This window comes from Micromonospora sp. bgisy143, assembly GCF_057708145.1.
On the sequence record NZ_JBYIRN010000011.1, the window covers coordinates 15,805 to 42,240 of the forward strand.

Sequence of the window (26,436 nt, forward strand, 5' to 3'; positions counted from 1 at the left end):
TTGTAAAAGACAGTGACGGCTGTCACAGTCGATCCATGGCCGTCGACATCGATCCGACCGTCCAGCCCGTCGCCTGGCGGGATCGGCGCAAACCCCTCTGGCCGCTCGCGCTGCTGGTGCCGGCGCTACCCTTCGCCGGTCTCGCGCTCTGGCGGACCACCGGCGGTGCCTGGGCGTGGTGGCTCACCCCGGTCGTCGTGTTCGGCCTGATCCCGGTGATCGACCTGCTGATCGGCGACGACCGGCGCAACCCTCCCGAGGAGGCGGTGCCCCGGCTGGCCGCCGACGGCTACTACCGCTGGCTGACCTACCTCTACCTGCCGGCGCAGTACGCGGCCCTGGTGGCCTGCTGCGCGGTCTGGACCCACGACGGCCTCTCGGTCGTCGGCGCCGCCGGTCTGGTGGCCACCGTCGGAGTGGTCAACGGCATCGCCATCAACACCGCCCACGAGCTGGGCCACAAGCGCGAGCGGGTGGAACGGTGGCTGTCCAAGGTGGCCCTCGCGCCGGCCGCCTACGGGCACTTCTACGTCGAGCACAACCGCGGCCACCACGTACGGGTCGCCACGCCGGAGGATCCGGCCAGCTCGCGGCTGGGGGAGAGCTTCTGGGCGTTCTGGCCGCGTACCGTCCTCGGCAGCCTCCGCTCGGCGTGGCGGCTGGAGACCGCCCGGTTCCGCCTCCGGGGCCGGACCCCCTGGACGTACCGCAACGACGTGCTCAACGCCTGGGCGATGACCGTGGCGCTCTACGCGACGCTGGCCGTGCTCTTCGGCCCGGCGGTGCTGCCCTTCCTGGTGCTGCAGGCGGTGGTCGGGTTCTCCCTGCTGGAGGTCGTCAACTACCTGGAGCACTACGGGCTGGCCCGGCAGCGCACCGCCACCGGACGCTACGAGAAGGTCGACGCCCGGCACAGTTGGAACAGCGACCGCACGGTCACCAACGTCTTCCTCTTCCAACTCCAGCGGCACAGCGACCATCACGCGAACCCGCTGCGCCGGTACCAGACGCTGCGCAGCTTCGACAGCTCACCGCAGTTGCCCGCCGGGTACGCGACGATGGTGGTGGTGGCGCTGCTCCCACCGCTGTGGCGGCGGGTGATGGACCACCGGGTGCTCGCTCACTACGGCGGCGACCGAGGGCTGGCCAACACCCGACCCCGGCGCTGACGGCTCGGTCGCCGGGCGCAGTTCCCGGCGGTGGCGGCTCAGTCGCCGGGTGCCCAGTCCGGGTCGCGGGTCATTCGCCGGGCGCCCAGTCCGGGTCGCGGCCGAAGGCGGCCAGCAGGTGATCCTGCTCGTCGGCATCGGCGGGCACCCGCGCCTCGTCCCGGACCAGCTTGTCGCGCCGATAGTCGTCGACCCGGCCGGCGAACCACTGGGCGCACACGTGCACCGCGTCCGGGTCGAACCGTGGGTCGGCGCCGATCGCCACCGCCAGGTCCCAGCCGTGGATCAGGTGTTCGGCGAGGAGTTGGCTGACGTACTCGGCGGCCGGGGTCGCACCGGCCGACAGGTGCACGGTGCGGTCGATCGTGCCGGGGTGGGTGACGGCGATCTCGGCCTGCGCGGCCGCCTCCCGGGTCGTCGTGACCGGGTCGTCGCCGAGCTGGTCACCCTCGAAGCGGTCGCCGACCTCGTCGATGGTGCGGCCGGCGAGCAGCGGAACGCTCCACCGGTCCTCGCCGACCACGTGGTTGACCAGGGTGCGGACGTCCCAGCCGGGACAGGGTGTCTCCGCGGACCACTGGCCGGGCCCGATCTGGTCCACCCGGTCGACGAACTCGGCCAGGCTCCGGCGGTACGCCTCCAGCAGATCCATGCCGTCGATTGTTCACTTCGGCGCGCCTGCCGGAGCCGTTTTGCCCGGCCCGGTGTCCGGCGCGGTCGGTCGCCCGGGGATGTGTCGACGTCCTTCGGCCGAGCTGGGCCCGCCGCGGGCCGGCCAGGAGCTTTGACGCCGGCCCTAGTCGAGGTCGGCCGGATCCAGGCCCAGCTCGCGGGCGGTGACCAGGCGTACCCACTCCCCGAACTGTCGCCGGGAGATGACCCGGTCGTGCACCGCGAGCTGCACGGCGAGGCCGTCCATCACGGCGCTGATCCGCCAGGCGGCCCCGTCCGGGTCGGCGCACTGGAAGGTGCCGTCGGCGACCCCGGTGGAGATCACCGCGGCGAGGTCCTGCCGCCACCGCAGGTCGAGCCGGCGGGACACCTTCTCCAGCTCGGGGGTGCGCAGCGACTCGGACCAGCCGTCGATCCACATCGACCAGGATGTGGCCCGACCGGCCGGGGTGTAGAGCTTGAGGATCCGGCGGAGCTTCGTCAGCGGCGGTGCCGAGGAGCGGGTGACCGCGTCCAGGCGGGCCAGATCCTGCTCGACGGCGTATGCGAAGGCCTGCGCGAGCAACCGCTCCTTCGTGGCGAAGTGGTAGAACACCAGTGCCTGGCTCACCCCGGCCGCCTGCGCCACGTCGGCCGTCCGGGTGTTGGCCAGACCGCGCTCCACGATCACGTCGCAGGCGGTGCGCAGCAGGGCATCCAGGCGGATCTCGGCCGCACGTCTCGTCACGACCGTTACCGTAGCCCATCGACCCGAACACGAACAGTTACCGCTACCGTCCGATTCGTGGGGTAAGAGTCGGAAGATGGACACTTTCCGGGGATGCGGTGGCTCGTTCACCTGATGCCGGAGTGTGACGGTCGGACGTCAATTGAGACATCAGGTCAGCTGACTAGGAAGCCCGCCCCGGGTGGTGCCGAACTCCCCGTACCGGGCGGTTCCGCGACCGCTTCCTCGGCGTCGGATCGGGCAGGAGGGACGCGCCGACACGGACCCCGATTTGGCAGTCGTTCCCCGGCTCGGCTAAAGTTCTCATCCGTCACCCGGGAAAGCCGGGGGCGTGCGGACGTAGCGCAGCTGGTAGCGCATCACCTTGCCAAGGTGAGGGTCGCGGGTTCGAATCCCGTCGTCCGCTCGGAGCTGCCGCCACGCGTGACGGGGGCAACCTCGGTGGGGTGGCCGAGAGGCGAGGCAACGGCCTGCAAAGCCGTCCACGCGGGTTCAAATCCCGTCCCCACCTCGGCAACAAGCACGGGCGATTGGCGCAGTGGGAGCGCGCTTCCTTGACACGGAAGAGGTCACTGGTTCAAACCCAGTATCGCCCACCAGCTGGACAAGTGTTGAGGCCCGCCACCGGATCCGGTGGCGGGCCTCACGCGTACCACTACTCGCCGGCGCGGAGCACCTCGCTCAACCGGTCGCGTCGTCGCAGCGTCGACTCGACGGGTACGACGGTGGCGGCGGCCGCCAGCAGCGCCACACCCACCATCGCGAGCAGCCACCACGGCAGGACCGCCCCCGGGTCGCCGGCCTGACCGGTGAGCAGCCGCAGGTCGAGCGGGCCGAGCGTCAGGCGTGCCAGCAGGGCACCGAGGAGCGGACCGCACACCGCGACGACCACCACCGGCGGCAGCAGCTCTCCGGCGGCCACCCAGCGCGCGTCGCGTGGCCGCAGGCCGAGGGTCCGCAGCCGGGTCAGGGTCTGCCACCGTTCCCCCGCCCCCGCTGCGGCGGCGAGCGCGAGGCCGAGCAGCCCCAGCGCCAGCAGCACCGCGGCGGCGGCCCACGCCAGCCGGAGGAGCCCTGCGGTCAGTGGAGCCACCCGCTGCGCCCGCAGAACGTCCGCCCGCACCACGACGTCGGAGGCGACACCGCTGTTGGTGACCGCCCGCGCCGCGCCGGGACCGGTCACCCAGACCGTGTTCGGAACGGCGGGCAGCCCGGCGTCGGCGAGCGCCCCGGCGTCCACGATGACGACGTCACCGGCGCCGTCGACCGAGGGTGCGGCACCGACCGCGACGAGGTGGATCGCCGGGGCGTCGTCCCGGGGTAGCTGCAACCTCGTGCCGGTCCGCAGTTCGCCGTCGCCCGACCGGACCAGCGCGGGGACCTCCCCGGGACGGGGACCGGGGGTGGTGAGCCGGGCCAGGGCCGGCGCGTCGGGCAGCGGGGTGCTGGCCAACAGGCGCTGGAACGCGGCGGCGTCCACGATGACCAGGCGGGGCGTGAGCGGCGACGAGTCGGTGAACACCCGCGCCGAGTCGGTGACCTGCGCGACCACGACCTGCCGTACCCCGGGCGCGGCGGCGATGTGCGCGGCGACGGTGGGCGTGGCGGTCTCGGCGTCCCCGGCGACGTCGAGGCGGGCGTCGGCGCCGACGGCACTCCACGCGCCGTCGGCCAGGCCCCGGTTGACCGTGGCACCCAGGATGAGCGCGAACGACGCGAGCGCCGTGGCGCACACCAGCACCAGCAGCGGCAGCGCGCGCCCGGCCGTCGTGGCCGCCCGGGCGGTGCCGAACACGGCCAGCGGGCGGCGCGAGCGCAGGGCCTGCCGGAGCGCGAGCCGTGCCCCGAGGGGCAGCAGTCGGATCAGGACGAGCGCGCCCACCAGCGCGCCCAGCGCGACGGCGCTGACCGGCAGGATCACGTCACCGGTCGGCTCAGCCATGTCGCCGTCGGAGGTGACCGGCAGGAGTCCGCGCTGGTGCAGCGTGACGAGGGCGGCGACCGCGGCGATCAGGACAGCGGCCTCCACGACGGCCCGACGCAGCTGGCCGGTGGTCCGGATCCAGCGTCGGGCGGACCGGTTGGCGGGCTGCCGGCGGTCGCGGCTGGCCCGAGCGGCGGCGAGGATGCCGAACGCCGGCCCGGCGGCGGCGCCGGCCAGGACCACCGGGACGGCCCAGGTCCAGGAGACGCCCGGAGCCACCGTCCGGGCGAGCACGAGTCCGACGACAGCGCCGGACAGCGACACCACTGTGGACTCGACGGCCAGTTCCGTACCGAGGTCGCCCAGCGCCGCCCCGCGTTGCCGGGCGGCGCTCAACGCCGGGTTACGGCGGCGGACCAGGAGGTCGGCGGCGAGCAGCAGCACCAGGACCGCGGCGGTCAGCACACCCGTGAGCAGCACGGCCGCCTGCGCGGCGACGGCGTTGATCCGGGTACGGGTCGCGCGCAGGGTGGCGTCGAGCTGCGACTCCCACTTCAGGGAGTCGTCGCGGGCGCCGGACGAGCCGGACGCCGCCTTCAGCGTGACCACCCGGTCGACCAGGGTCGCGCTGCTGCCCCAGGTGAGCGCGTCGGGGTCGGGGGCGAAGTGGACCGCGCGCCGCAGTTGGTCCTCGTCGACGGCGAGCCGGGCGTCCGGCAACGAATCGCGCGACAGCAGACCGGCGAACCGGGTGATCCCCACGCCGTCGGCGCCGGGCAGGGGGCGCAGCAGCGCCGGGGCGAGTCGCCAGGCGGGATCGGACGTGTCCGTGGGTCGCCAGATCCCGCTGATCCGCAGGTCCTTGCCGCGCCCCCGGCTGTCCTTGGCCGGGATCCGATCGCCGGGGCCGAGGCCGAGCGCCGCCGCGTCCGTCTCGGAGATGCCGACCTGCACCGGCCAGGGCGGACCCTGGTAGGGGGCCTCGACGTAGTCGTCCGGGACGGCGGCGGCGGGGGCGTTCCCGGCGATCCAGGTGACCTCCGGGCCGCCGGCGTCATCGGCCAGGTAGCTGAACTGGAAGGTACGCGGGGCATTGCCCTCGGTGACGGTCAGAACCGGGCCGTCGACGACGGCGATGGGCGCGAGCAGCGCGTCGTCCAGGTCGCGCCCGAGGGCGTACGTCGCCCGGACACGGAAGTCGTCGACGCCCTTGGCGAGGTCGGCCATGCGCACCCGCCCGCCGGTCGGACCGTCGTCGCGTTCCCAGTCGGCGTGGGCGATGACGTTCGCGTCGTGGCCGGCGTGGCGGACGGTGTCCTGGACGGTCTGGTCGGCGGCGGCGCGGAGCAGCACCGGTACGGCCCCGGCGAGCAGCGCGACGGCGGCGATGACGGCCGCGGTGAGCAGCAGGGGTCCGGCGTCGGCCCGGCCACGGCCCCGGACGCTGGGCCAGTGCGGTGCCGGCAACCGGCGGGTCATCTGCGTCACGGCGCCACCCGCAGGTGCGCGGCGTCGGCCCGGCGGGCCTGGATGCCGACCACGATGGTGACCGCCAGCAGACACCCGGCCAGCAGTACCGCGAGCAGTGCGGCCTCGGCCGGCCACGGCCAGTGGGGCTGGGCGGCGGGGACGGGCGCGGCGCCGGTGTCGGAGCGTACGAGCAGGGGAGCGACGAGAAGGGTGGCGAGCGCGCCGACGGCCGCACCCGCCGCGAGCAGCGGCAGCAGAACGCCGACGTGTTGGCCGAGCAGCACCGCCCGGATGTCGCGCCGGGACATCCCGAGGCCGCGCAGCCGGGCCACCTCGACGGCGCGGAGCTGGAGGTCGCACGTGACGTGCAGGACGACACCGGCGAGCAGCAGCAGGGCCGCGGCCGGTACGACGAGCCGGAGCGCGCCGGGCAGGGCGGCGCGCAGCGGGCCGCCGACGAGGCGGGTGGTCTCCGCCTCGCGGGTCGTGATGCTGCCCAGGTGCAGGTCGGCGGCCCGCTCGGCGGCGTCGGGACCGGCCGGGTGGCCGACCCACCAGGCGTCGACCGGGAACGTCAGGTCCCCGGTGACGACCCGCGCCCGGGACAGCACGTCCAGGTCGGCCAGGACGGCGACGGCCCCGGGTGCGGAGGGTACGGCCGGCACGACCTGGGTGACGACGATCGGGACGGGCGTGGTGCCGACCGTGACGCTGAGCTCGCTGCCGCGGTGCACACCGACCTCGCCGGCGAAGCGCTCGGAGACGGCGACCGGCACCGGACCGGGGTCCGGGAAGGCGCTGGCGACCAGGGTCCGGGCGGCGTCGTCGGCACCGCCGAGTTCGACGTTCGCGGCCATCCGCAGCGCGGTCCCGGTCGGCGTGGCGGACAACCGGACATCCAGGTCGCTCAGCTTGGTCGGCACCGGCGGCGCGGAGGTGGCGGTCCAGTCCGATCCGTCGGTGGACGGCGCCGCCGGCACGGTGAGCGTCACGGCCACGGCCACCGGCCCGGCGGCGGCCACGGGTTCGTCGTCGGTGTCGGCGGTGATCGGCAGGGCGACCGCGACGAGGCGCAGCCCGTCGGCCGTCGCGCAGGCGGGCAGTCGCACCTCCCGGCCGTCGAGCGGTACGGCGGGACCGGTGCAGGACGTACGCAGGCCGGTGCCGTCCTGCAGCAGCAGCCGGGGCGTCACGGCTAGCGGGACGTCGCCGGCCGCGGTGCCGCTGAGCACGAGCGGGGCATTGGCCGGCACGTCGAGGCCGGTGACCCGGGTGCGTGGGGCCAGTGCGGTGCCCACGTCCGCCCAGCCGCGGTCACCGTCCAGCCGCCCGCGCAGCAGCGCGTCGGCACGGGTGGTGTCGACGGCGACCAGGCGCGGCGCTTCGCCGGACGTCCCGAGCCACTGACCGACGGCGGTGCCACGGTCGAGGACCGGACTCACCGCCCCCGCGGTGGCCGCGCTGACGACCGCGCCCTCGCCGGTGACGGGCGACGTGCCGAGGGTGAGCGCCAGGTCGGTGCCGACGGCGAGCGCTGCCTGGTCGCGTTGCGACTGGTGCCAGGTGGTGTCGAAGGCCAGGCCGAAGGTTCCGGCCGCGCAGGCCAGCCCGACGAGCAGACCTGCGGCGACCGCCTGGGGTCGGCGGGCGCTCTCGGCGACGGCCAGCGGAAGCGCCAGCCCACGGGCGCGGTACGCCAGTCGGTCGGCGGCGCGCAGGGCGGGCAGTACCACCCGGAGCGCCAGCGCGGCACCGGCGGTGAGCAGCAGCGCCGGAGCGAGCACCCGGACCGCGTCGGCGCGTGGGCTCGCGGTGGTGGGCTGCGCGTACAACTGCCACCACCCGACCGCGGCGAACGCCGCGAGCAGCAGGTCGACGCCGGATCGGGCCAGTAGCTCGCGGCGGGTGCGCCGCTCGCCGGCCGCCGGGGCCGGACGGATCGCCAGGACGGTGAGGACGGTGGCGAGCACCAGCGCGGCCCCGGCGACCGCGAGGACCTGGGTGCCGGTGATGGTCGGCCGGACGGTCAGGCCGGCGTCGTCCAGCGGCGGCAGGTGGGTCAGCGCGGCGTGCAGGGCCGACGAGGCCGGTATCGCGACGGCGACGGCGACGGCGGCGACGAGCCCGGCCTCGAGTGTCGCGGTGCCGGCGAGTTGTCGACGGCTGGCGCCCAGCGCGGACCGCAGGGCGGTCTCGTCGGCGCGGATGCCGGCGGTCAGGCGGCCGGCGAGGACGAGCGCCGTCGCGGCCAGGACACCGCCGAGGACGGCGATCGCGAGCACGACGGCGGCGGTCACGTGCCGTTGTTCGTCGGCCGATCGCAGGGTCAGCGACAGGTCGGTGGCGACCCGGGCCGCCTGGACGCGGTCGCCGAGGGTGCCTGCCAACCGGCGGTCCGCGTCGCGGATGCCCCCGGCCACGGTGTCCAGGTCCCGGCGACTGGCGTGGGTCAGGTCCGGGTGGGCGGTGACCTCCAGACGGTCCACGGTGGCGCCGGTGGTGACCAGGTCGGCGAGGTCGACGAGGAACGGGCCGTACGCGTTGACCGGCTGCATGTAGCGACCGTCCCGGTAGCCGGTGGCGGACCCGGCCGCGGCCAGCGGGTCGCGGTCCCAACCGCGCCCGGCCAGCGGGCGTACGACACCGACGACGGTCACGTCGATGGCCGGGACGGGCGGGTGGGCCAGCTCGGCGCCGAGGCGTACCCGGCTACCGGGGGTGAGGCCGAGCAGTTGGGCGGTGGATTCCAGGAGCACCGCGTCGCCGGGGCGCTCCGGCCAGTGTCCGGTGACCAGCTCGGTCCGGGTCGGCAGGTCGTCGAGGCCGGACAGGTACGTCTGGGCGCCGACCGTGGTGCCCGGGGCGAGCTTCGGCGGCAGGGCCCGCAGCACCGTCGACGCCCGCGCGGTGGTGGTCACCGGGAACGGCGCGAGCGCGGAGGTCAGGCCGGCGCGGGTGTCGGTGACGACGGACGACGTGTCGGGGCCCTCGACGGTGCCGGCGTAGACGGTCGCGTCGACGGCGGCGGGTTCGGCGCGGGCCAGTGCCACCTCCAGCGCCCGCTCGGCGCTGCGGGTGACCAGCAGGGTGCAGGTTCCCAGCAGGGTCGCGCCGACCGTGACGACCCCGAGCAGGGCGGCCAGCAACGGCCACTGCGCGCGGGCACGTCGGCGTACGAGCCTCAGCATCGTCGCGTCACCCGACGTCCCGCACCGGCTCGGTCGGCTGTTCGTCGAGGTGTCCGTCGTGGATGCGGATCACCCGGTCGGCCAGGGCCATCATCACCGCGTCGTGTGTCGACACCAGGACGGTGACGCCTTCGGACTCCGCCACCCCGCGCAGCAGTGCCATCACCGACAGGCCCGTCTCGGCGTCCAGTTGGCCGGTGGGTTCGTCGGCGAGCAGTAACCGGGGCGAGGCGGCCAGCGCGCGGGCGATCGCCACCCGCTGCTGCTGGCCGCCGGACAGTTCGGTCGGCCGCTGCTGGGCGTGGTCGGCCAGGCCGACGAGGTCCAGCAGCAACTCGACCCGCTGCTCGCGCTCGGCCGGGGCGACGCGGGCCAGCCGCAGCGGCGCGGCGACGTTCTCGGCGGCCGACAGCACCGGGATCAGCCCGAAGCTCTGGAAGACGTACGACACCTTCTCGCGCCGCAGCCGGGACAGGCCGTCCTCGTCGAGCGCGGTGACGTCGGTGCCGTCGACGTGCACGGTCCCGCCGTCCGGGCGGTCCAGGCCGCCGATCACGTTGAGCAGGGTGGTCTTGCCCGAGCCGGACCGGCCGACGAGCGCCACCATGGAGCCGGCGGCGACCTCGAACGACACGCCGCGCAGGGCGTGCACGACGGCCGGGCCGGTGCGGAAGCTGCGGTGCACGTCCCGCACGCGCAGCAGTGGCGCGCTCATTCGCCGCTGCGCGAGTCGGAGCGGATCGTGATGTGGTCGGGTTCCAGGGCCAGTCGGACCCGGCGGGTCAGCGCCAGCGCCTCGCGGAACTCGCGGGGCACCTGGACCCGTCCGGCCCGGTCCATCACGGCGTACTCCTCCGCGATCATGTGGGTGTCGCCCTCCGCGTCGGTGGTGGCACGGCGCAGCACCTCGCTGCTGGTGCGACCGTCCCGGATCGCGACGGTCCGCTCGACCTGGCCGCTGACCTCCGGGTCGTGGGTGACCACGACGATGGTGACGCCGTACCGCCGGTTGACGTCCCGCAGCACCCCGAAGACCTCGGCGGAGGTGGCCGCGTCCAACTCGCCGGTCGGCTCGTCGGCGAGCAGGACCCGGGGCTGGTTGGCCAGCGCCACCGCGATCGCCACCCGCATCTGCTGCCCGCCGGAGAGTTGCCCGGGCCGTCGATCGGCGCAGTCGGCGACGCCGAGGCTGTCCAGCAGTTCGGCCGTGCGCTCCCGCCGCTCCTTCTTCGCGGTCCGGGCCGCCGTCATCGGCAGGTCCACCATCTCCCGTGCGGTCAGGTACGGGATCAGGTTGCTCGCCGTCTGCTGGCGGACGAACCCGACGGTGTGCCGGCGGTAGTCCACCCGGTCCGCGCGGGACATCGACAGCAGGTTCCACCTGTCGACCCGGACCCGCCCGGCCGTCGGGGCGTCGATGCCGGCCAGGATGGAGAGCAGCGTCGACTTGCCCGACCCGGAGGCGCCGACGACGGCGACCAACTCGCCGCTCTCCACCGCCAGGTCCAGCCCTTGAAGTGCCTGCACCTCGATCGAACCGGTCTGGTAGATCCGTACCAGGTTCTCGCAGACGATGAGCGCGTCCCGGCCGAACTCGGGCGCCCGCGCGGATTGCTGCGGCAGGGACAGCGGGGTGGTGGACATTCCCAGCAGTCTCGCAACCGGCGGCCTCGTTGACCATGCCCCCGGGCGGCTTTTCTGGCTCGGACCGACTGAGCGGTCAGAAGGTCAGCAGCCGGAACTCGCCCACCGGCCGGAAGCCGAGCCGGCGGTAGATCGCCTCGGCCATGGGGGAGGAGGTGAGGGCGGCCGTGTGGGCGCCCCGCTCACGGGCCAGGTCGAGCGCGGCCCGGGTGATGGCCGCGCCGATGCCCTGTCGGCGCTGCTCGGGCTGCGTACCCACGAAGTAGAGCGTGACCAGACCGTGGCTGAGCCAGGCGACGGCGGTGCCGACGATCCGGCCGTCGGCGCGGCGACCGGCCAGCCGGATCACCGTGCCGTCGCCATCGAACGCCTTCTCCCGTTCGACCGTCGCCGGGACACCCGCCGGCGGGATGCCGGACACCCGGGCGTAGGCCGCGACGAAGGCGTCCAGGTCGTCGGTCTCGGCGATGTGCAGGCCGGCGGGCGTCGGAGCCTCGGCTGCCGTGTCGAGCGCCATCGTCATGACCGGCATGCGGGCGACCTCGGTCGCCCCGAGGGCGACCAGGCCGTCGGCGGTGCCGGCGTCGCTGTCCGGTCCGACCCACCAGATTCGGGGTACGCCCCGCAGCCGTCGCCGGGCCTCCGCCAGCGCCTCGCCGGGCGCGGGCCCGGCCACCCGCAGCACACCGTTGAGGGTGGCGTGCGGCACCTCACTGCGGTAGGTCGGCAGGCTCGGGTCACCGTCCGCGCCGATGTTCCAACCGAGCAGGTACGACCGGTGGGCGGCCAGCACCGTGTCCAGGGACTCCATGGGCTGGATGGTAACGCGGGCTCGTCTGTGCCCTCACCAGCGCAAACAGGACGGGCCGGCATCCTTCCAGGAGATCGCCGGCCCGTCCATCCGAGCGCGTCACAGCGGCGGGGCGATGTCCCGCCGCTCCTCGACCCGGCGGTACTCGACCGGCTCCTCGACCCGGCGGTACTCCACCGGCTGCTCGGTGGCGACGGGGACCGCCTGGCGGCGGCGACCCCAGATCAGCGTGGTCATGATCAGACCGAGGACGCCGGCGCCCATCAGGATCCAACCGACCACGTCGAGGTTGATGCCGCCGACGCTGGCGTCGAGGGCGAAGGTGAGAATCGCGCCGAGCGCGATCAGGAAGATGCTGGTGCCGATACCCACGACAGCCTCCTTAGGGGGTGTGGTGCGCTGTCGAGGTTCCTCAGTACCCCGTCGTCGAGCAGCGCAATCGCGGTCGCCCGAGGGTGCCGCGCCGGCCGATCTTGGCATCGGGTAGAGTCTGCTCCGTCGCCGGCGGTAGTCGGGGACGTGCGGACGTAGCGCAGCTGGTAGCGCATCACCTTGCCAAGGTGAGGGTCGCGGGTTCGAATCCCGTCGTCCGCTCGCGATCCGTCTCGACGGGCCTGGTTCCCGGGTCGAGCGGCCACCACGGGCGATTGGCGCAGTGGGAGCGCGCTTCCTTGACACGGAAGAGGTCACTGGTTCAAACCCAGTATCGCCCACCACATCTACGAGCAGGTCAGTGACCCGTTGCCGGACCTCCGGTAACGGGTTCCTTGTTTCTGCTCCCCGGAGGCGGTGCGCCTCAGCCCTTCTTCTCGATCTTCCCCGCCGCGTGCCGCAGCGCGCTGACGAGTTCCGGGATGTGCGCGTCGGGAAAGCGGCCGGACATGCCGATCGCGGCGTACGGTGCCGAGCCGACGGTGACGGCGACGGTGCGTTCGGTTTTACCGGCGCGCAGGGCGAACCCGGCTTCGCGGATCTCCGCAAGATCGGTGAGGACCTGCTCGATCGGGGTCTCGTTCCCGCTGGTCGCCCACGTGTCGCGGACGTTCTCGTCGTCCTGGGAGGCCAGCAGGGCCATCCCGAGCCCGGATCGGGTGACCGGGAAGAGGCCGATCCGGCCGAGGGCCGTGCTGGTGTCCATGCCCGGGTCGGCGTGGTACAGGTACGACATCTGGTCGCGCCAGAGCACACCCATGGCCACGGTGTGACCGTGGGTGTGCAGCTCGCCGAGCGGTCCGAGCGCGCGGCGGATCAGGCCGGACCCGAAGAGGCTCTGCGCGGCCAGGGCGTGGATTCCCGGGCCGGGACGATAGCGGCGCCGCTCGTCCTGTTCGATCAGCCGGATGTGCGCGAGGGTCTTGAGCAGCCGGTTTGCACGGGAGGGTTCCAGCCCGAGCCGTCGCGCGACCTCGCGTGAACCGAGGGACTCAGCCGAGCTGGCCAGCAACTGCAGGCAGTCGAGCCCGTCCTGGAGCGATTTGTTCGGCTGAGACGGCAGCATGTTGCATTTATAGCATCACTTCGTTGCGTAGCGCTACGGGCTCGTGTCGCTCGGGTTTCCTCGACGTGTCTTGACGGTGCTATTACTGCACCATTACGCTCGCCGCACTTGACCAACGATCCCGCCTGGTCGCCGCAGTTGACCCTGCTCCAGCAGGCGCGATGACTGCTGCCCCGGTCGGTTCCTGACATCACGGGGTGGGTCCGGCGGGCTGCCGCGATGGACGGAAAGGCACCACTTGCTGCGAACCGTGGCGAGCCGGTCGGCTCACCACGCACCCACGTCACGAGACGACGACGCGCCAACGAGCGGACCGTGGCTGAGCCGAGAGGTGACGAACGTGACACGACCCTCGAACGTGCACCGCCGCAGGTGGCGGATGCACGTCGCGGCCGGACTGGCCGTCCTCATCGGACTACCCGTGATCGGCAACGCGTCTCCCGCGTTCGCCGACGCCGCCGCGGCCTCCGCGGTGCTTTCTGCTCCTCCACAGTGGAACGGCATGGCCGGCAACCCCGGCGATGCCTCCGGCCAGATCTCCGCGGCGGCCACCGAGCGGGGCGGCCGCCCCTGCTGGACCACCACCCAGACGCCGATCACCAACGACTTCCTGTACTTCCGGGTCGACGCCGCCCGGCAGCCGGCCACCACCGGCTACGCGTTCGTGAAGGTCAGCTACTTCGACGCCGGCCCCGGACACTTCACCATCCAGTACGACGGTACGGGCCAGAACCGGGCCGCCGACGCCGTCCCGCTCACCGGCGGCAACGTCTGGCGCTCGTACGTCTTCCAGTTGCCCGACGCCGAGTTCAAGGGCGATCTGCCGTCCGGCGCCGACTTCCGCATCGCCTCCTGGGACAGCCGGCTCGGGCGGTCGGCGACGGACCTGTGCGTCTCCGACGTCTCGGTCAGCTTCAGCACCGCCGAGGCGGTGCGCATCACCGCGACGAACCTGGTCTTCAGCGGATCCGAGCCGCGGACCATCCCGGTGACCTCCAGCGCGGCCAGCGTGAGCTGGGCGGTCGCCGACGAGCAGGGGGTGCCGGCGGCCAGCGGCACGGCCGCGGTGTCCGGTGGCACGGCGACGGTCAACCTCGCCACGGTCAAGCCCGGCTACTACACCCTCGGCGTGACGGCCGAGGTGGGTGGACTCCCGGTCACCAGGTACACGCCGGTGGCGCTGCTGGACGCGCTTCCCGCCGACGCCCGCAGATCCGGGGCGCCGTGGGGAGTCGGGACCCACTTCTCCCAGAGCGACCCGGCCAGTCTCATTCCCACGATGGCGAAGGTCGGTTACACCCACGTCCGCGACGCCCTTTCCTGGCAGCACGTGGAGAAGACCGCCGGCACCTACACCATGCCCACCTACGGCGCCCCGTTCCTCAACGGGCTGGCCGCCAACGGCATGGAGCCTCTGCTGGTCGCGGCGTTCGCCAATCCGCTCTACGACGGCGGAAAGACGCCGAGCACGCCGGAGGGCCACGCCGCTTTCGCCGCCTACGCCTCGGCGATGCTCACCCTCTCCGGCACCAACAAGATCGAGGTGTACAACGAGTTCGACGGGGGCTTCAACAACGGCCTGTGCGGTCGTACCCCGGAGTGCTACCTGCCTCTGTTGCAGGCGACCTACGCCAAGGTCAAGGCCGACCACCCGCAGGCCGTGGTCGTCGCGCCGGCCGGCGGCGGACCGGCGTGGTGGGAAGAGCTGTTCCAGATCGGCGGCCTGCAGTACATGGACCGCTTCAGCGCGCACCTCTACGGCTTCCCGGCACCGCCGGAGGTCCGCGGCGTGACCATGATCCCGACGTTCAAAGATCTGATCCGCCGCTACAACAACGGTCGTGACATGCCGATCGACATCACCGAGAACGGATACCCGACCCACACCAGCGGCGGCGTCACGGAGCTCCAGCAGGGCGACTACCTGGTCCGCACGGCGAGCCTGGCCGTGGCCAACGGGGCCAGCCGCTACTACTGGTACGACTTCCTCAACGACGGCACGACCGCGTCGAACCAGGAGTACAACTTCGGCGTGATGCGCCGTCCCGGGTACCTGGGGATGAACGCCTACGCCCCGAAGCCGGCGCTGGTCACGCAGTCGGTGCTGATCCGCCAGCTCGCCGGTCTGGATTTCCGTGCCGCCGACAACCTGGGCTCGGGTGTCCACTCGTACGAGTTCGCCGGCGGGGCCGGCAAGACGCCGGTCCGGGTGATGTGGGCGACCACACCGACCCAGGTGGAGCTGAGCACCACCACGCCGGTCACGGTCACCAACGCCTACGGCCGGTCGAACACCCTGGAACCCCTACAGGGCAAGGTGACGCTGGACCTGACCGAGCACCCGGTCTTCACCCGGGGCAAGCCGACGGCCCTGGCGGTGAGCAACCCGAAGGTCTACTCCGTCTCGGTTCCGGACACCGTCGCGGTCGGCGATGACATCCCGGTGACGCTGAAGGTGGACCGGACCCACGGCGGTGGAGGCACGTGGACCAACTTCCACATCGAGGACAGCACCTACGCGGTGTACGCGTCGGCCGGGCAGGTGGGAACGAAGACCGTCACGGTTCCCGGCAGTACGGTGAAGGGCCCGCGAACGGTACACGTGCGGGCCGGGTCCGGCGGATCGGCGTCGATGGTGCTGCGCGACGACGCGATGATCACCGATCCGGTCGTGGCGACCGTCGATCCGATCGTGACGTCGGTCGGGCCGCTCGGCGGGTCGCTGCGGGTGAAGATCACCAACAACAAGTCGGCGACGGCGCTGAACGTCGCACAGATCGCGTGGACGGTGGGGACCCAGAGCGGCACGGTGAGCAGCGTCGCCCCGGTACCGCCGAACTCCGTCACCTCGGTCGACATACCGGTCGCGGGGATCGCCCCGTGGAAGTCGTACGACATGTCGGTGCGCGTCGACACGACACAGCTGGGCGCGTTCCGGGCCGGCGGGACCGTCGGCTTCAACCCGATCGAGGCCGACGGACAGAACACGGTCGTACCCGTGAATCTGGCGGCCGACGGCGCGGTCGACTACCGGCGAGTTCCCTACGGCGGCACGTCGGACCTGTCGGGCACGGTCAAGCTCACCCGCACCGCGGACGCCCTGTGGTTGACGGCCGACGTGACCGACAACGTCCACGCCCAGACGAAGACGGCCGGCAGTATGTGGGACGGCGACTCCATCCAACTGGCGGTCAGCCCCGACCTTCCGGGGCGGTCGACCGCCCGCGTCGAGATCGGCGCGGCGCTGCTGGGCACCGGTCCGGCCGTGTACACCTTCACGCCACCGGCCGGCGGAGTGGCCGGGGCGACGCCCGGCGCGACGGCGGCGATCGTCCGGAACGGGACCACCACCTCCTACCGCGTGTCGGTGCCCTGGTCCGCACTCGGGCTCAGCGGTCCGCCCACCGCGCCGGTCGCCCTGTCCTTCGTGGTCAACGATGACGACGACGGCATCGGCCGGGCCGGCTGGATCCAGTGGGGTGGCGGCATCGTCCTGGCCAAGAACACCGCGGAGTTCCGGCCGGTGCAGGTGATGGCGCCGTGAGCGGGCCCCGGCGGATCCTGGTCACCGGTGCGGCCGGACGGCTGGGCCGGGCGGCCCTGACGCTCCTCGCCGACCAGCTCATCCCCACCACCGGTCTCGACCTGCACGACCCGGGCGACACCCGGGCGGACCGGATGGTGACCGGATCCGCCGGGGACCCCATCGTGGTACGCGACGCCCTCGCCGAGGTCGACGCCGTCTTCCACTGCGCGGCCATCCCCGCGCCCACCCTCGGCACACCGCACGAGGTGTTCACCACCAACACCCAGGCGACGTTCACGGTGCTGGAGGAGGCGGCTCAGCGGGGCGTCCGTCGGGCCGTGATCGCCAGCAGCCTGTCGGTGACCGGCCTGCCCTGGTCGCCGCATCCGCAGACACCGGCCTACCTGCCCATTGACGAGGATCTGCCGCTGCAGGTGGCCGACCCGTACGCGCTGTCGAAGCAGACCGACGAGGCGATCGGCGCCATGATGGCCCGCCGGCACGGGATGACCGTCGTCGCACTGCGCCTGCCGCTGCTCGGCGGGCCCAACGACCAGTTCGACACCTACGCCGGTTACTACGCCGAACACCCGTCGTGGGGTGCCAAGGAGATGTGGGCGTACCTGGACACCCGCGACGCCGCCCGCGCCGGTCTGCTGGCCCTCACCGCCCCCCTGACCGGATTTCACCCGGTGTTCGTCGCCGCCCCGGACACCCTGAGCGCCACCGACACGGAGGCGCTGCTGGACGAACACCTGCCGGGAGTGCCCCGGCGGACGCGACTGACCGGCCGGAACGTCGCCATCGACACCGGTCGGGCCACCCGGTTGCTCGGCTTCACCCCCGAGCACCGCTACCCACTGTCCCCACCCGGACAGCCACCATCCTCAGACCAGGAAGTGACGCCATGACACGTACGATCAGCCGCCGGCGCCTGCTCGCGGGCGCGGCCGGACTGGGTTCCGCCGCCCTCCTCGCGGCCTGCGGCAAGGACGATTCCGGTGACGCCGGCACGGTGACCCTCAACGTCTGGGGCGGAGTCCCCGCGGAGAACGGACCCGACGCCCTGTTCGCCGCGTTCACCGCGAAGCACCCGAACATCAAGGTCAAGTACACCCGTTTCGTCAACGACGATCAGGGCAACCTCAAGCTCGACACCGCGCTGCAGGGCGGTCTCGACATCGACGTGGTCGTGTCGTACGCGCGTTCGGCCCTGGCCAAACGCGTCGAGGCGGGTCTGCTCACCGACCTCACCGACCGGCTCGCCGGTGACCCGGTGTTGAAGGTCTTCGCCCCCGGGGCGAATCCGGCCAGCAACTACTTCTTCGACGGTAAGGCGTACTCCGCTCCGGCCAGCCGCAGCGTGGAGACGGTGCTGGCGAACAAGAGCCTGCTCGACAAGGCCGGCGTCACCGTCCCGACGGACTGGACGACCGCCGACTTCCGCGCGATCGCGAAACAGCTCTCCGGCAACGGCGTGTACGGGTGTCTCATCCCGCCGGACCTTGCCCGCCAGCAGCTCGGCCCGGACTTCACCTACAAGCCCGGCGGCCGCGAGTCCAATTTCGACCACCCGGCGTTCCGGGAGAACTTCCAGCTCCGGCTGGACATGATGGCCGAGAAGTCCGCCGTACCGATGACCGAGATCGTCGCGCAGAAGTGGGACGCGTTCGCCCAGACCCCGTTCCTCACGGGGAAGGTCGCGATGTGGATCTCCCAGCCGTTCGTCATGCGCTACATCAAGGACACCAAGGAGTATCCGCACGACTTCAAGACCGTTCTGCTGCCGATGCCGGCGCCGCAGAAGGGCGCGCAGTTCTGGAACACCGGTGCGTACGGCGACAACGTGGCCATCACCAAAAAGTCCAAGCACCAGGACGCCGCCTTCACGCTCCTGCAGTTCTGGCTCGGCGAAGGCGCGGCACACATGGTGCCCGGCGGCCGGCTCCCGTCGCTGCCCGGGGGCGACACCGCCAAACTGGCCGGCGATCTGGGCGGCCCCGACGCCGCAAAGCTGTTCGACGAGCAGTCGCTGGTCACCAACCTGCTGACCTCGGACGCGAGGATTCCCGTGGACGCCATCCAGACGGCGCACGCGGAGATCACCACGATCATGAACGGGCTCAACCAGCGGGTCCTGCTCGGGAACATCAGCATCGACCAATGGGCCCGGACCGCCAAGGAACAGTGCGACGCCGCGATCAAAAAGGCGGCCTAGAGACACATGCAGACTCTGGTTGGGTCGGCCCGGTCACCGGTACCGCCCGTCGTACGGGAGAAGAAGCGCCGGCCCGCCGGGGTCCGTTCCTGGTTGCCGTGGTTGTTCATCGCTCCCAATCTCATCGGACTGATCGCCTTCACCCTCGGTCCGATGCTGGCCGGGCTGGGCATCGCGTTCACCCGCTGGAACGTGCTGTCCGGCCTTGGCGGGATCGAGTGGGTGGGCCTGGACAACTTCGCGGAGCTGTTCGCCGACCCCAAGTTCTGGAAAGCCCTGGGCCGCACGGTGTTCTTCGCCGGCCTCGGCGTTCCGCTGTCGATCGCGTTCGGCCTGCTGCTCGCGCTGGCCCTCAACCGGCCGCTGGTCGGCCGGGCCGCGCTGCGGGTCGTGTTCTTCGTACCCAGCATGGTCAACACGGTCGCCATCGGTATGGTCTGGCTGCTCGTGCTCAACCCCAGCGCCGGGCTGCTCAACCAGGCCCTGCGGTTCCTGGGTCTGTCCGAGCCGCCGACCTGGCTGGTGTCCGAGGACTGGGCTCTGCCGGCGCTCGTGCTTATCCAGGTGTGGGCCGGCATGGGCTACCAAGCGGTGATCTACCTGGCCGCTCTTCAGGAGCTGCCCCAGGACCTGCACGAGGCGGCGATGATCGACGGCGCCGGCGCGTGGCGTCGGTTCCGCACCATCACGTGGCCGAGTCTCATGCCGACCACCGTCTTCCTGGCGATCACGTCGTTCATCGGCACGTCACAGGGGTTCGGGTTGATCGCCTTCCTGACCGGCGGCGGCCCGGGGGAGTCCACCACCGTGCTGGCCTACTACATGTACCAGTCCGGATTCCAGGCCTACAAGTTCGGCTACGCCGCAGCGATCGGCGTCGTCACGTTCGCCGCGGTACTGCTGCTGACGCTGGTGCTGTGGCGGTTCCAGAAGGGACGAGGGCTCTACACATGACCCGCAGCCGTACAGACCGGACCCTGCGCACCTGGTTGCTGAGCCTCGTCATGTGGGCGATCGCCGTGCTCTTCGCCCTCCCGCTGCTGTGGATGATCTCGGCTTCGCTCAAACGCAACATCGACGTGTTCACGCTTCCGGTGACGTGGATTCCCGACCCGGTTCGGTGGGTCAACTACGCCGACGTGTGGGCCGGCGACCCACCCCTGCTGCGTTACTTCGCCAATTCCCTGATCGTGGCGACCGTCGCCGTCGCCGGCGAGCTGTTCACGTCCTCCCTGGCCGGGTACGCCTTCGCCCGCATGCGGTTCAAAGGTCGCGACCGCCTCTTCCTGCTCTACATCGCGACCTCGATCGTGCCGACCCAGTTGCTGCTCGTGCCCCGGTTCATGTTCTTCCAGGCCGTCGGCCTGTACGACACTTTGTGGGCGCTGATCCTGCCGAGCATGTTCACCGTCTTCGGCACCTTCCTGATGCGTCAGCACTTCTCCGCCGTACCCGGGGAATTGGCCGAGGCCGCACGTATCGACGGTGCCGGCGAATGGTCGATCTACTGGCGCATCTACCTCCCGATGGCGAAGCCCGTCCTCGCCGCACTGGCGATTCTTGGCTTCGTCTGGTCCTGGAACAGCTACGAGACGCCGCTGATCATGCTCTCCACCGACGAGAACTACACGCTTCCCGTCGGCCTGACCCGTTTCGTCGACGGCGACGGCGGCCTCGCCGGTGGGCTGTCGATGGCCGCGGCCACCTCCTCGGTCGTACCGATGATCATCGTGTTCCTCGTGTTCCAGCGCCAGTTCCTGTCCGCACTGAGCCGCACGGGGCTCAAGTGACACCGACGGAGGCTCATCACCATGCGTGTTGAACACGCCGAGCACGACATCGTGGTGGTGGGCGGTGGTCTGGCGGGTGTGTGCGCAGCCATCGCCGCCGCCCGCCTCGGCCGGACGGTCGCGCTGATCAACAACCGGCCGGTGCTGGGCGGCAACTCCAGCAGCGAGGTGCGGGTCTGGGTGGTCGGGGCCACGAGCCACGGCGACAACCATTACGCCCGCGAAGGCGGGATCATGGGTGAGCTGTTCGTGGAGAACCAGTACCGCAACCCGCAGGGCAATCCGTACGTGTGGGACACGGTCGTGCTCGACGCCGTACGGGCGGAAGCGAACATCTCCCTGTATCTCAACACCGACGTCCGGGACGTCGAGGCGGACGGGCCGCCCGAGGCGCGGCGGATCCACACCGTCACCGGTTGGATGATGGGCTCGGAACGGCTCATCCACTTCTCGGCGCCGATCTTCCTCGACTGCACGGGCGACGGACTGGTCGGACACCTGGCCGGCGCCGAGTACCGCATCGGCCGCGAGGCCCGCAGCGAGTACGACGAACCCTGGGCACCCGTCGAGGCCGATGACATCACCCTCGGCAGCACCTTGCTCTTCTACACCAAGGACGCCGGTGAGCCGGTCACCTACGTGGCGCCGTCGTTCGCCAAGGACATCACGCAGACCAGCATCCCGCAGCGACGCATCATCCGGGCCGGTGACAACGGCACCGCGTACTGGTGGATCGAGTACGGCGGGGAGCTGGACACCGTCCACGACAACGACGTCATCCGGGACGAGCTGTGGTCGGTCATCTACGGCATCTGGGACCACATCAAGAACTCGGGCCGGTTCGACGCGGACACGATGACCCTGGAATGGGTCGGGGCCGTCCCCGGCAAGCGGGAGTACCGCAGGTTCATCGGCGACTACGTACTGACCCAGAACGACATCATGGGCCAGCGGGAGTTCCCCGACCAGATCGCCTTCGGCGGGTGGTCCATCGACATGCATCCGCCGCAGGGCATGTACGCGACGGAGGCCGCCTCCAAACACCTGCACCCGGACGGCGTCTACCCCATCCCCTACCGCTGCCTGTACTCGGTGAACACCACGAACCTGCTGTTCGCCGGGCGTAACGTCTCGGCCAGCCACATCGCGTTCGGGTCGACCCGGGTGATGGCCACCTGCGCGACGCTGGGCCAGGCGGCGGGAACCGCCGCTGCCCTGTGCCTCGACCGGCAGGTGGCCCCCCGCGAACTCGACGCGGGTCACCTGCAGCAGACCCTCCTGCGCTCCGACGCGTCCCTCATCGGCGTGGCCGCGGCCGACCCCACCGATCAGGCCCGCACGGCGCTGGTGACGGCGTCGTCGACGCTGGACGGGATCGACGTGACCGGACCGGGTGGGCAGTGGCCGCTGACCGCCGACGCCGGCATCGTGCTGCCGGTCGATCCCGCGCTGGCCGGCCCGGAACTCCTCGTCGACGCGGCCGAGGCCACCACGCTCGTGGTGGACCTCTACGACCCCGGCCTCGGGCAGAACTACGTACCGGACACGCTGATCGACACCGTGCAGGTCCCGGTCGGCGCGGGCGCCCGGCAGTGGGTCCGCCTTCCGCTGGCCTGGACGCCGCCGACCGCGCGCAACGCCTTCCTGCGGGTACGGGCCAACCCCGCCGTGGCCCTGCACGTCGCGGACACGACCGTCCCCGGCGTCCTCTGCCTGTCCCACGTGCCGCCGCCGGACCGCACGGAGCCGCAACCGGTGCTCGAGTGGAAGAGCGCGGCCCTGCGCCGCCGGACCTTCTGCCTGCGCACCGGTCCGACGGCGGCCTACTCCGCCGACAAGGTCGTCGACGGGTACCTGCGGCCCTTCGCCGGACCGCACCTGTGGATGTCGCGGCCCTTAGCCACCGACGGCGCGCCGTGGTTGCAGCTGACCTGGGCGGAGCCGGTGACGGTGAGCCGGGTCGAGGTCATCGCCAACGACGACGTCAACGAGGACCTGATCAATCTGCCCCACCACCGGATGCCGTTCACGCTCATGCCGACGCTCGTGCGCGACTACCGGATCGAGGCCCGCGCCGTCGGGACCGGTTGGCAGCCGCTCGTGTCGGTGGCCGACAACCGGCAGCGGCGCCGTACGCACCGTCTCGCGGCCCCGATCGTGACCGACCGGATCAGGGTTGTCGTCACCGCCACCAACGGCACCGGGTCGGCCCAGCTGATCGCCGTGCGGGCCTACGCCTGACGATCTGCCGCCGCCGTCCATCCACGCAACGATCCTCGAACAGGAGACCACGTTCGTGCCCCTCAATCCCATGCCGGAGACGCAGGCACCCTGGCCCGGCCGTGACCGGCTGCGCATCACCGGCGTCCGGTCGATCGTCACCGCCCCGGAGGGCGTGCCGCTCGTCGTCGTCCGGGTCGACACCAACGATCCCGGCCTGTACGGGCTCGGCTGCGCGACGTTCACCCAGCGGTTCCACGCGGTCGCCGCCACCGTCGATCGTCATGTCGCGCCGCTGCTCGTCGGCCGCCATCCGGCCGACATCGAGGACATCTTCCGCATGGTCCACTTCTCGTCGTACTGGCGCAGCGGCCCGGTCACCAACAACGCCCTGTCCGGCGTCGACCAGGCGCTGTGGGACATCGCCGGTAAACGAGCCGGCATGCCCGTCTACGAGTTGCTCGGCGGGCGGGTCCGGGCGGCGGCCGACACGTACCTGCACGCCGGCGGGGCCACCGTCGACGCCACCCTGGAGCAGGCCCGCGCCCTGCTCGCCCGGGGCTACCGGCACGTCCGGCTCCAGGTCGGCAGCCCCGGTGTCGGCACCTACGGCGCTCCGCCCACGCCCGGCGGGTACCCCGGAACGCCGCATCCCGGCGGGTGGGACGTGCACCGCTACCTGCGCGACACTCCGGACCTGTTCGCGCAGGCCCGCGCGGCCCTCGGGCCCGAGCCGCACCTGATGCACGACGTCCATTCCCGGCTCACCGTCAAGCAGGCCGTCGGACTGGCCCGCCAGCTCGAGGAGTACCGATTGTTCTTCCTGGAGGATCCGATCGCCCCGGAGTTCTACGACCGGCTGAGCGAGGTCCGCGCGGCCGCACCCATGCCCATCGCCGTCGGCGAACAGGTGGCGTCGGTGGCCGACGCGGCCCGGCTCGTGACGGGCGGCGGCGTCGATCTGCTGCGCCTGCACATCTCCTCGATCGGCGGCCTGAGCCCGGCGCGCAAGCTCGTCGCCCTGTGCGAACTCCACGGTGTGGGCACCGCCTGGCACGCCCCGGCCGACGTGTCCCCGGTCGGCGCGGCGGCCAACGTCGCCCTCGACGTGACCAGTGCGGCGTTCGTCGTCCAGGAGGGCCACGAGTACGCACCTGAGGTCCACGCGGTGTTCCCGGGCACGCTCGCACCCCGCAACGGTTTCCTCTATCCGTCGGACGCGCCCGGCTGGGGCATCGATCTCGACGAGGCGGAGGCGGCCAAGTACCCGCCCGTGGAACACCTCCACGAACGGTGGTCGGCCCAGGTTCGGCACCTCGACGGCGGGATCGTGGCCCCGTGAAGATCGACCGTCTGGAGACCTTCCTCGTCGCGCCCCGCTGGCTCTTTCTGAAGATCACCACCGATGACGGTGTCGTCGGCTGGGGCGAACCGGTCGTGGAAGGACGCGCCGAGACCGTCCAGGCCGCCATCGGTGAGCTGTCCGACCTGCTCATCGGCAGCGATCCGCTGCGCATCGAGGACCACTGGCAGGTCCTCACCCGCGGTGGCTTCTACCGCGGCGGCCCCGTACTCTCCAGCGCCGTCGCCGGCATCGACCAGGCGCTGTGGGACATCGCCGGAAAGGTCCGCGGGGCGCCGGTCCACGAACTGCTCGGCGGGCCGGTACGCGACCGCGTCCGGATGTACGGCTGGGCGTACGGCGAGACCGCCGAACAGGTCGCCGAAGCCGCCGCCACGGCGATCGCTGCCGGATACACCGCCGTCAAGATCGCACCGTCCGGCCCGATGGCGTTCCTGGACACCCCCGCGGGCGTGAGATCCGTCGTCGATCTCGTGGCCAAGGTCCGCGACGCGATCGGCCCCGACAACGACGTCGCGGTCGACCTGCACGGCCGGGCCTCGATCGCCGCCAGCCGTCGCCTCCTGCCACTGCTTGAGCCGTACGTGCCGCTGTTCGTCGAGGAACCGCTGCGGCCGGAGTATTCCAGCGACATCGCCCGGATCGTCACGGCGACCGCACTGCCGATCGCCACCGGCGAGCGGCTCTACACCCGGCGCGAGTTCCGGGACGTCCTGGACGCCGGCGTGGCCGTCGTCCAACCTGACCTCTCGCACGCCGGAGGCGTCTCCGAGGTCCGGCGCATCGCCGCCGTCGCCGAGATGTACGACGCCGTCCTGGCCCCGCACTGCCCACTCGGTCCCATCGCGCTGGCCGCGTGCCTGCAGATCGACCTCGCCACACCCAACTTCCTCATTCAGGAACAGGCCCTCGGCATCCACTACAACAACGGCCAGGACGGCCTGAACTATCTCGTCGACGCCGACGTCCTGCGGTTGCGCGACGGGCACGTGGAGCGACTCGGCGCACCCGGCCTCGGCATCGACGTCGACGAGAAGGCGGTGCGCGAAGCGGCGGCACGCGGCCACCGGTTCCGTTCCCCCGTCTGGCGCGGCCCGGACGGCGCGTTCACCGAGTGGTGACGACCCACCCGACTTCCGACCACCCGCAACCGTGGAGATGCCATGGCACTGTTCGACCTGCCCGAAGACCTGCTGCGCAGCTACCGGCCCGACGTCTCGGAGCCGGAGGACTTCGACAGCTTCTGGACCGCGACACTCAAGGATGCGCGCGCTCATCAGCTGAATCTCACCGTCACGCCGGTCGACAACGGCCTCGCACTGATCGACACCCTTGACGTCACCTTCGCCGGCTACGACGGCAACCCGGTCAAGGCCTGGCTGCATCTGCCCGTCACCCGCACCGGTCCACTGCCCGCCGTGGTGGAGTACGTCGGATACGGCGGAGGCCGCGGCCTGCCGCACGAGAGGCCGCTGTGGGCCATGGCCGGATATGCCCACCTCATCATGGACACCCGAGGTCAGGGCGCCAAGGGCCCCAGAGGGGACACACCCGATCCCGACCCCACTGGTGACCCCGCGATCGCGGGCTTCACCACCCGAGGCATCGCCAGTGCGGAAACCTACTACTACCGCCGGGTCTTCACCGACGGGGTCCGTGCCGTCGACGCCGTACGAGAGATGTCCGAGGTGGACCCGAGCAGAGTGGCTGTCACCGGGACCAGCCAGGGCGGCGGAATCGCCACCGCCGTGGCCGGCCTCGCGTCGGGTCTGGTGGCCGTCATGCCCGACGTTCCGTTCCTGGCCGACTTTCCCCGTGCGCTGACCATCACCGACGCCTCGCCGTACGCCGAGATCGCCGGCTATCTCAAGGTCCGCCGTGACGAACGGGACCGGGTGATGCGAACGCTCTCCTACTTCGACACGGTCAACCACGCCAAGCGGGCCAGCGCCGCGGCGCTGTACTCCGTCGGGCTGATGGACCAGGCCTGCCCGCCCTCGACCGTGTACGCCTCGTACAACCACTACGCCGGACCGAAGCAGATCCGCGTCTACCCGTTCAACGGCCACGAGGGGGGCCAGGCGTTTCACGAGATCGAGAAGCTGAGGTTCGCCGCCAAGCCGCTCACCGGGTGAGCGGGCGGCGGCGTCGAGGTGCTGAGGTCATTCGACGCCGAGAATCCGGTGGCGGGGTGGACCAACCGTTGCGAGACTCGG

19 protein-coding genes and 5 tRNA genes are annotated in these 26,436 nt (G+C 71.7%); 15 read left to right on the top strand and 9 right to left on the bottom strand.

Translation table 11 applies throughout. The features are described from left to right. Positions 1-35: 35 nt before the first annotated feature. Positions 36-1,169, top strand: a complete 1,134-nt coding sequence (locus tag AC3EN4_RS15045; RefSeq protein WP_435206456.1) for an alkane 1-monooxygenase — start codon at positions 36-38, stop codon at positions 1,167-1,169. 70 nt (positions 1,170-1,239) lie between these two features. Here AC3EN4_RS15045 and AC3EN4_RS15050 read toward each other — a convergent pair whose 3' ends face one another. Next, complete coding sequence (locus AC3EN4_RS15050; RefSeq protein ID WP_435206457.1) at positions 1,240-1,821, bottom strand: TIGR03086 family metal-binding protein; 582 nt, start codon at positions 1,819-1,821, stop codon at positions 1,240-1,242. A 144-nt stretch (positions 1,822-1,965) separates the two neighbouring features. Then, positions 1,966-2,568: a TetR/AcrR family transcriptional regulator gene (locus AC3EN4_RS15055; protein WP_422739035.1), complete on the bottom strand. Its 603-nt coding sequence runs from the start codon at positions 2,566-2,568 to the stop codon at positions 1,966-1,968. 333 nt (positions 2,569-2,901) lie between these two features. On the opposite strand from AC3EN4_RS15055, the gene AC3EN4_RS15060 reads away from it, so the two are divergent. The 3 genes from AC3EN4_RS15060 (at position 2,902) to AC3EN4_RS15070 (ending at position 3,167) form a co-directional block, all read left to right on the top strand. Further along, a tRNA-Gly gene (locus tag AC3EN4_RS15060) sits at positions 2,902-2,974 on the top strand. A gap of 34 nt (positions 2,975-3,008) precedes the next feature. After that, positions 3,009-3,079: transfer RNA gene (locus AC3EN4_RS15065), tRNA-Cys, on the top strand. A gap of 13 nt (positions 3,080-3,092) precedes the next feature. Further along, a tRNA-Val gene (locus AC3EN4_RS15070) sits at positions 3,093-3,167 on the top strand. Positions 3,168-3,223: 56 nt separating this feature from the next. Here AC3EN4_RS15070 and AC3EN4_RS15075 read toward each other — a convergent pair. The 6 genes from AC3EN4_RS15075 to AC3EN4_RS15100 form a co-directional block, all read right to left on the bottom strand. Beyond that, entirely contained in the window at positions 3,224-5,971 is a 2,748-nt protein-coding gene (locus tag AC3EN4_RS15075; protein ID WP_435206590.1) for an FtsX-like permease family protein, read from the bottom strand. 5 nt (positions 5,972-5,976) lie between these two features. Continuing rightward, entirely contained in the window at positions 5,977-9,150 is a 3,174-nt protein-coding gene (locus AC3EN4_RS15080; protein ID WP_435206458.1) for an FtsX-like permease family protein, read from the bottom strand. A 7-nt stretch (positions 9,151-9,157) separates the two neighbouring features. Further along, positions 9,158-9,865, bottom strand: coding sequence for an ABC transporter ATP-binding protein (locus tag AC3EN4_RS15085; RefSeq protein ID WP_435206459.1), 708 nt, complete (start codon positions 9,863-9,865; stop codon positions 9,158-9,160). Further along, positions 9,862-10,794, bottom strand: coding sequence for an ABC transporter ATP-binding protein (locus tag AC3EN4_RS15090; RefSeq protein ID WP_435206460.1), 933 nt, complete (start codon positions 10,792-10,794; stop codon positions 9,862-9,864). The genes AC3EN4_RS15085 and AC3EN4_RS15090 overlap by 4 nt, the downstream gene beginning before the upstream one ends. 76 nt (positions 10,795-10,870) lie before the next feature. Then, on the bottom strand, positions 10,871-11,605 hold the full coding sequence (locus AC3EN4_RS15095; RefSeq protein WP_435206461.1) for a GNAT family N-acetyltransferase: 735 nt from the start codon (positions 11,603-11,605) through the stop codon (positions 10,871-10,873). A 99-nt stretch (positions 11,606-11,704) separates the two neighbouring features. Continuing rightward, on the bottom strand, positions 11,705-11,977 hold the full coding sequence (locus AC3EN4_RS15100; RefSeq protein WP_007457129.1) for a DUF6458 family protein: 273 nt from the start codon (positions 11,975-11,977) through the stop codon (positions 11,705-11,707). A 149-nt stretch (positions 11,978-12,126) separates the two neighbouring features. Between AC3EN4_RS15100 and AC3EN4_RS15105 the strand changes: the two genes are divergently transcribed. Then, positions 12,127-12,199, top strand: a tRNA-Gly gene (locus AC3EN4_RS15105). A 47-nt stretch (positions 12,200-12,246) separates the two neighbouring features. After that, positions 12,247-12,321, top strand: a tRNA-Val gene (locus AC3EN4_RS15110). 80 nt (positions 12,322-12,401) lie between these two features. On the opposite strand, the gene AC3EN4_RS15115 is transcribed toward AC3EN4_RS15110, so the two are convergent. Beyond that, positions 12,402-13,103, bottom strand: coding sequence for an IclR family transcriptional regulator (locus tag AC3EN4_RS15115; RefSeq protein ID WP_435206462.1), 702 nt, complete (start codon positions 13,101-13,103; stop codon positions 12,402-12,404). A gap of 340 nt (positions 13,104-13,443) precedes the next feature. Between AC3EN4_RS15115 and AC3EN4_RS15120 the strand changes: the two genes are divergently transcribed. Genes AC3EN4_RS15120 through AC3EN4_RS15160 form a run of 9 tightly spaced genes read left to right on the top strand, consistent with a single transcriptional unit; the run spans position 13,444 to position 26,355 of the window. Beyond that, positions 13,444-16,647, top strand: coding sequence for a sugar-binding protein (locus tag AC3EN4_RS15120; RefSeq protein ID WP_435206463.1), 3,204 nt, complete (start codon positions 13,444-13,446; stop codon positions 16,645-16,647). Then, entirely contained in the window at positions 16,644-17,540 is an 897-nt protein-coding gene (locus AC3EN4_RS15125; protein ID WP_435206464.1) for an NAD-dependent epimerase/dehydratase family protein, read from the top strand. The genes AC3EN4_RS15120 and AC3EN4_RS15125 overlap by 4 nt, the downstream gene beginning before the upstream one ends. Beyond that, positions 17,537-18,847 carry an ABC transporter substrate-binding protein gene (locus AC3EN4_RS15130; protein ID WP_435206465.1) on the top strand — a complete coding sequence of 437 codons (1,311 nt, stop codon included), beginning with the start codon at positions 17,537-17,539 and terminating at the stop codon, positions 18,845-18,847. The genes AC3EN4_RS15125 and AC3EN4_RS15130 overlap by 4 nt, the downstream gene beginning before the upstream one ends. 6 nt (positions 18,848-18,853) lie before the next feature. Then, entirely contained in the window at positions 18,854-19,801 is a 948-nt protein-coding gene (locus tag AC3EN4_RS15135; RefSeq protein ID WP_435206466.1) for a carbohydrate ABC transporter permease, read from the top strand. Next, the gene (locus tag AC3EN4_RS15140; protein ID WP_435206467.1) at positions 19,798-20,637 is read left to right on the top strand and encodes a carbohydrate ABC transporter permease; all 840 of its coding nucleotides are present in this window, start codon (positions 19,798-19,800) and stop codon (positions 20,635-20,637) included. Before AC3EN4_RS15135 ends, AC3EN4_RS15140 begins: the two co-directional genes overlap by 4 nt. Positions 20,638-20,658: 21 nt before the next feature. Continuing rightward, a complete protein-coding gene (locus AC3EN4_RS15145; RefSeq protein WP_435206468.1) occupies positions 20,659-22,878 on the top strand; it encodes an FAD-dependent oxidoreductase in 2,220 nt (739 codons plus the stop codon). Positions 22,879-22,933: 55 nt separating this feature from the next. Continuing rightward, on the top strand, positions 22,934-24,199 hold the full coding sequence (locus AC3EN4_RS15150; protein WP_435206469.1) for an enolase C-terminal domain-like protein: 1,266 nt from the start codon (positions 22,934-22,936) through the stop codon (positions 24,197-24,199). After that, positions 24,196-25,341: a galactonate dehydratase gene (gene dgoD / locus AC3EN4_RS15155; protein ID WP_435206470.1), complete on the top strand. Its 1,146-nt coding sequence runs from the start codon at positions 24,196-24,198 to the stop codon at positions 25,339-25,341. Before AC3EN4_RS15150 ends, dgoD begins: the two co-directional genes overlap by 4 nt. 42 nt (positions 25,342-25,383) lie before the next feature. Beyond that, the gene (locus tag AC3EN4_RS15160; protein ID WP_435206471.1) at positions 25,384-26,355 is read left to right on the top strand and encodes an acetylxylan esterase; all 972 of its coding nucleotides are present in this window, start codon (positions 25,384-25,386) and stop codon (positions 26,353-26,355) included. Positions 26,356-26,436 lie beyond the last annotated feature (81 nt).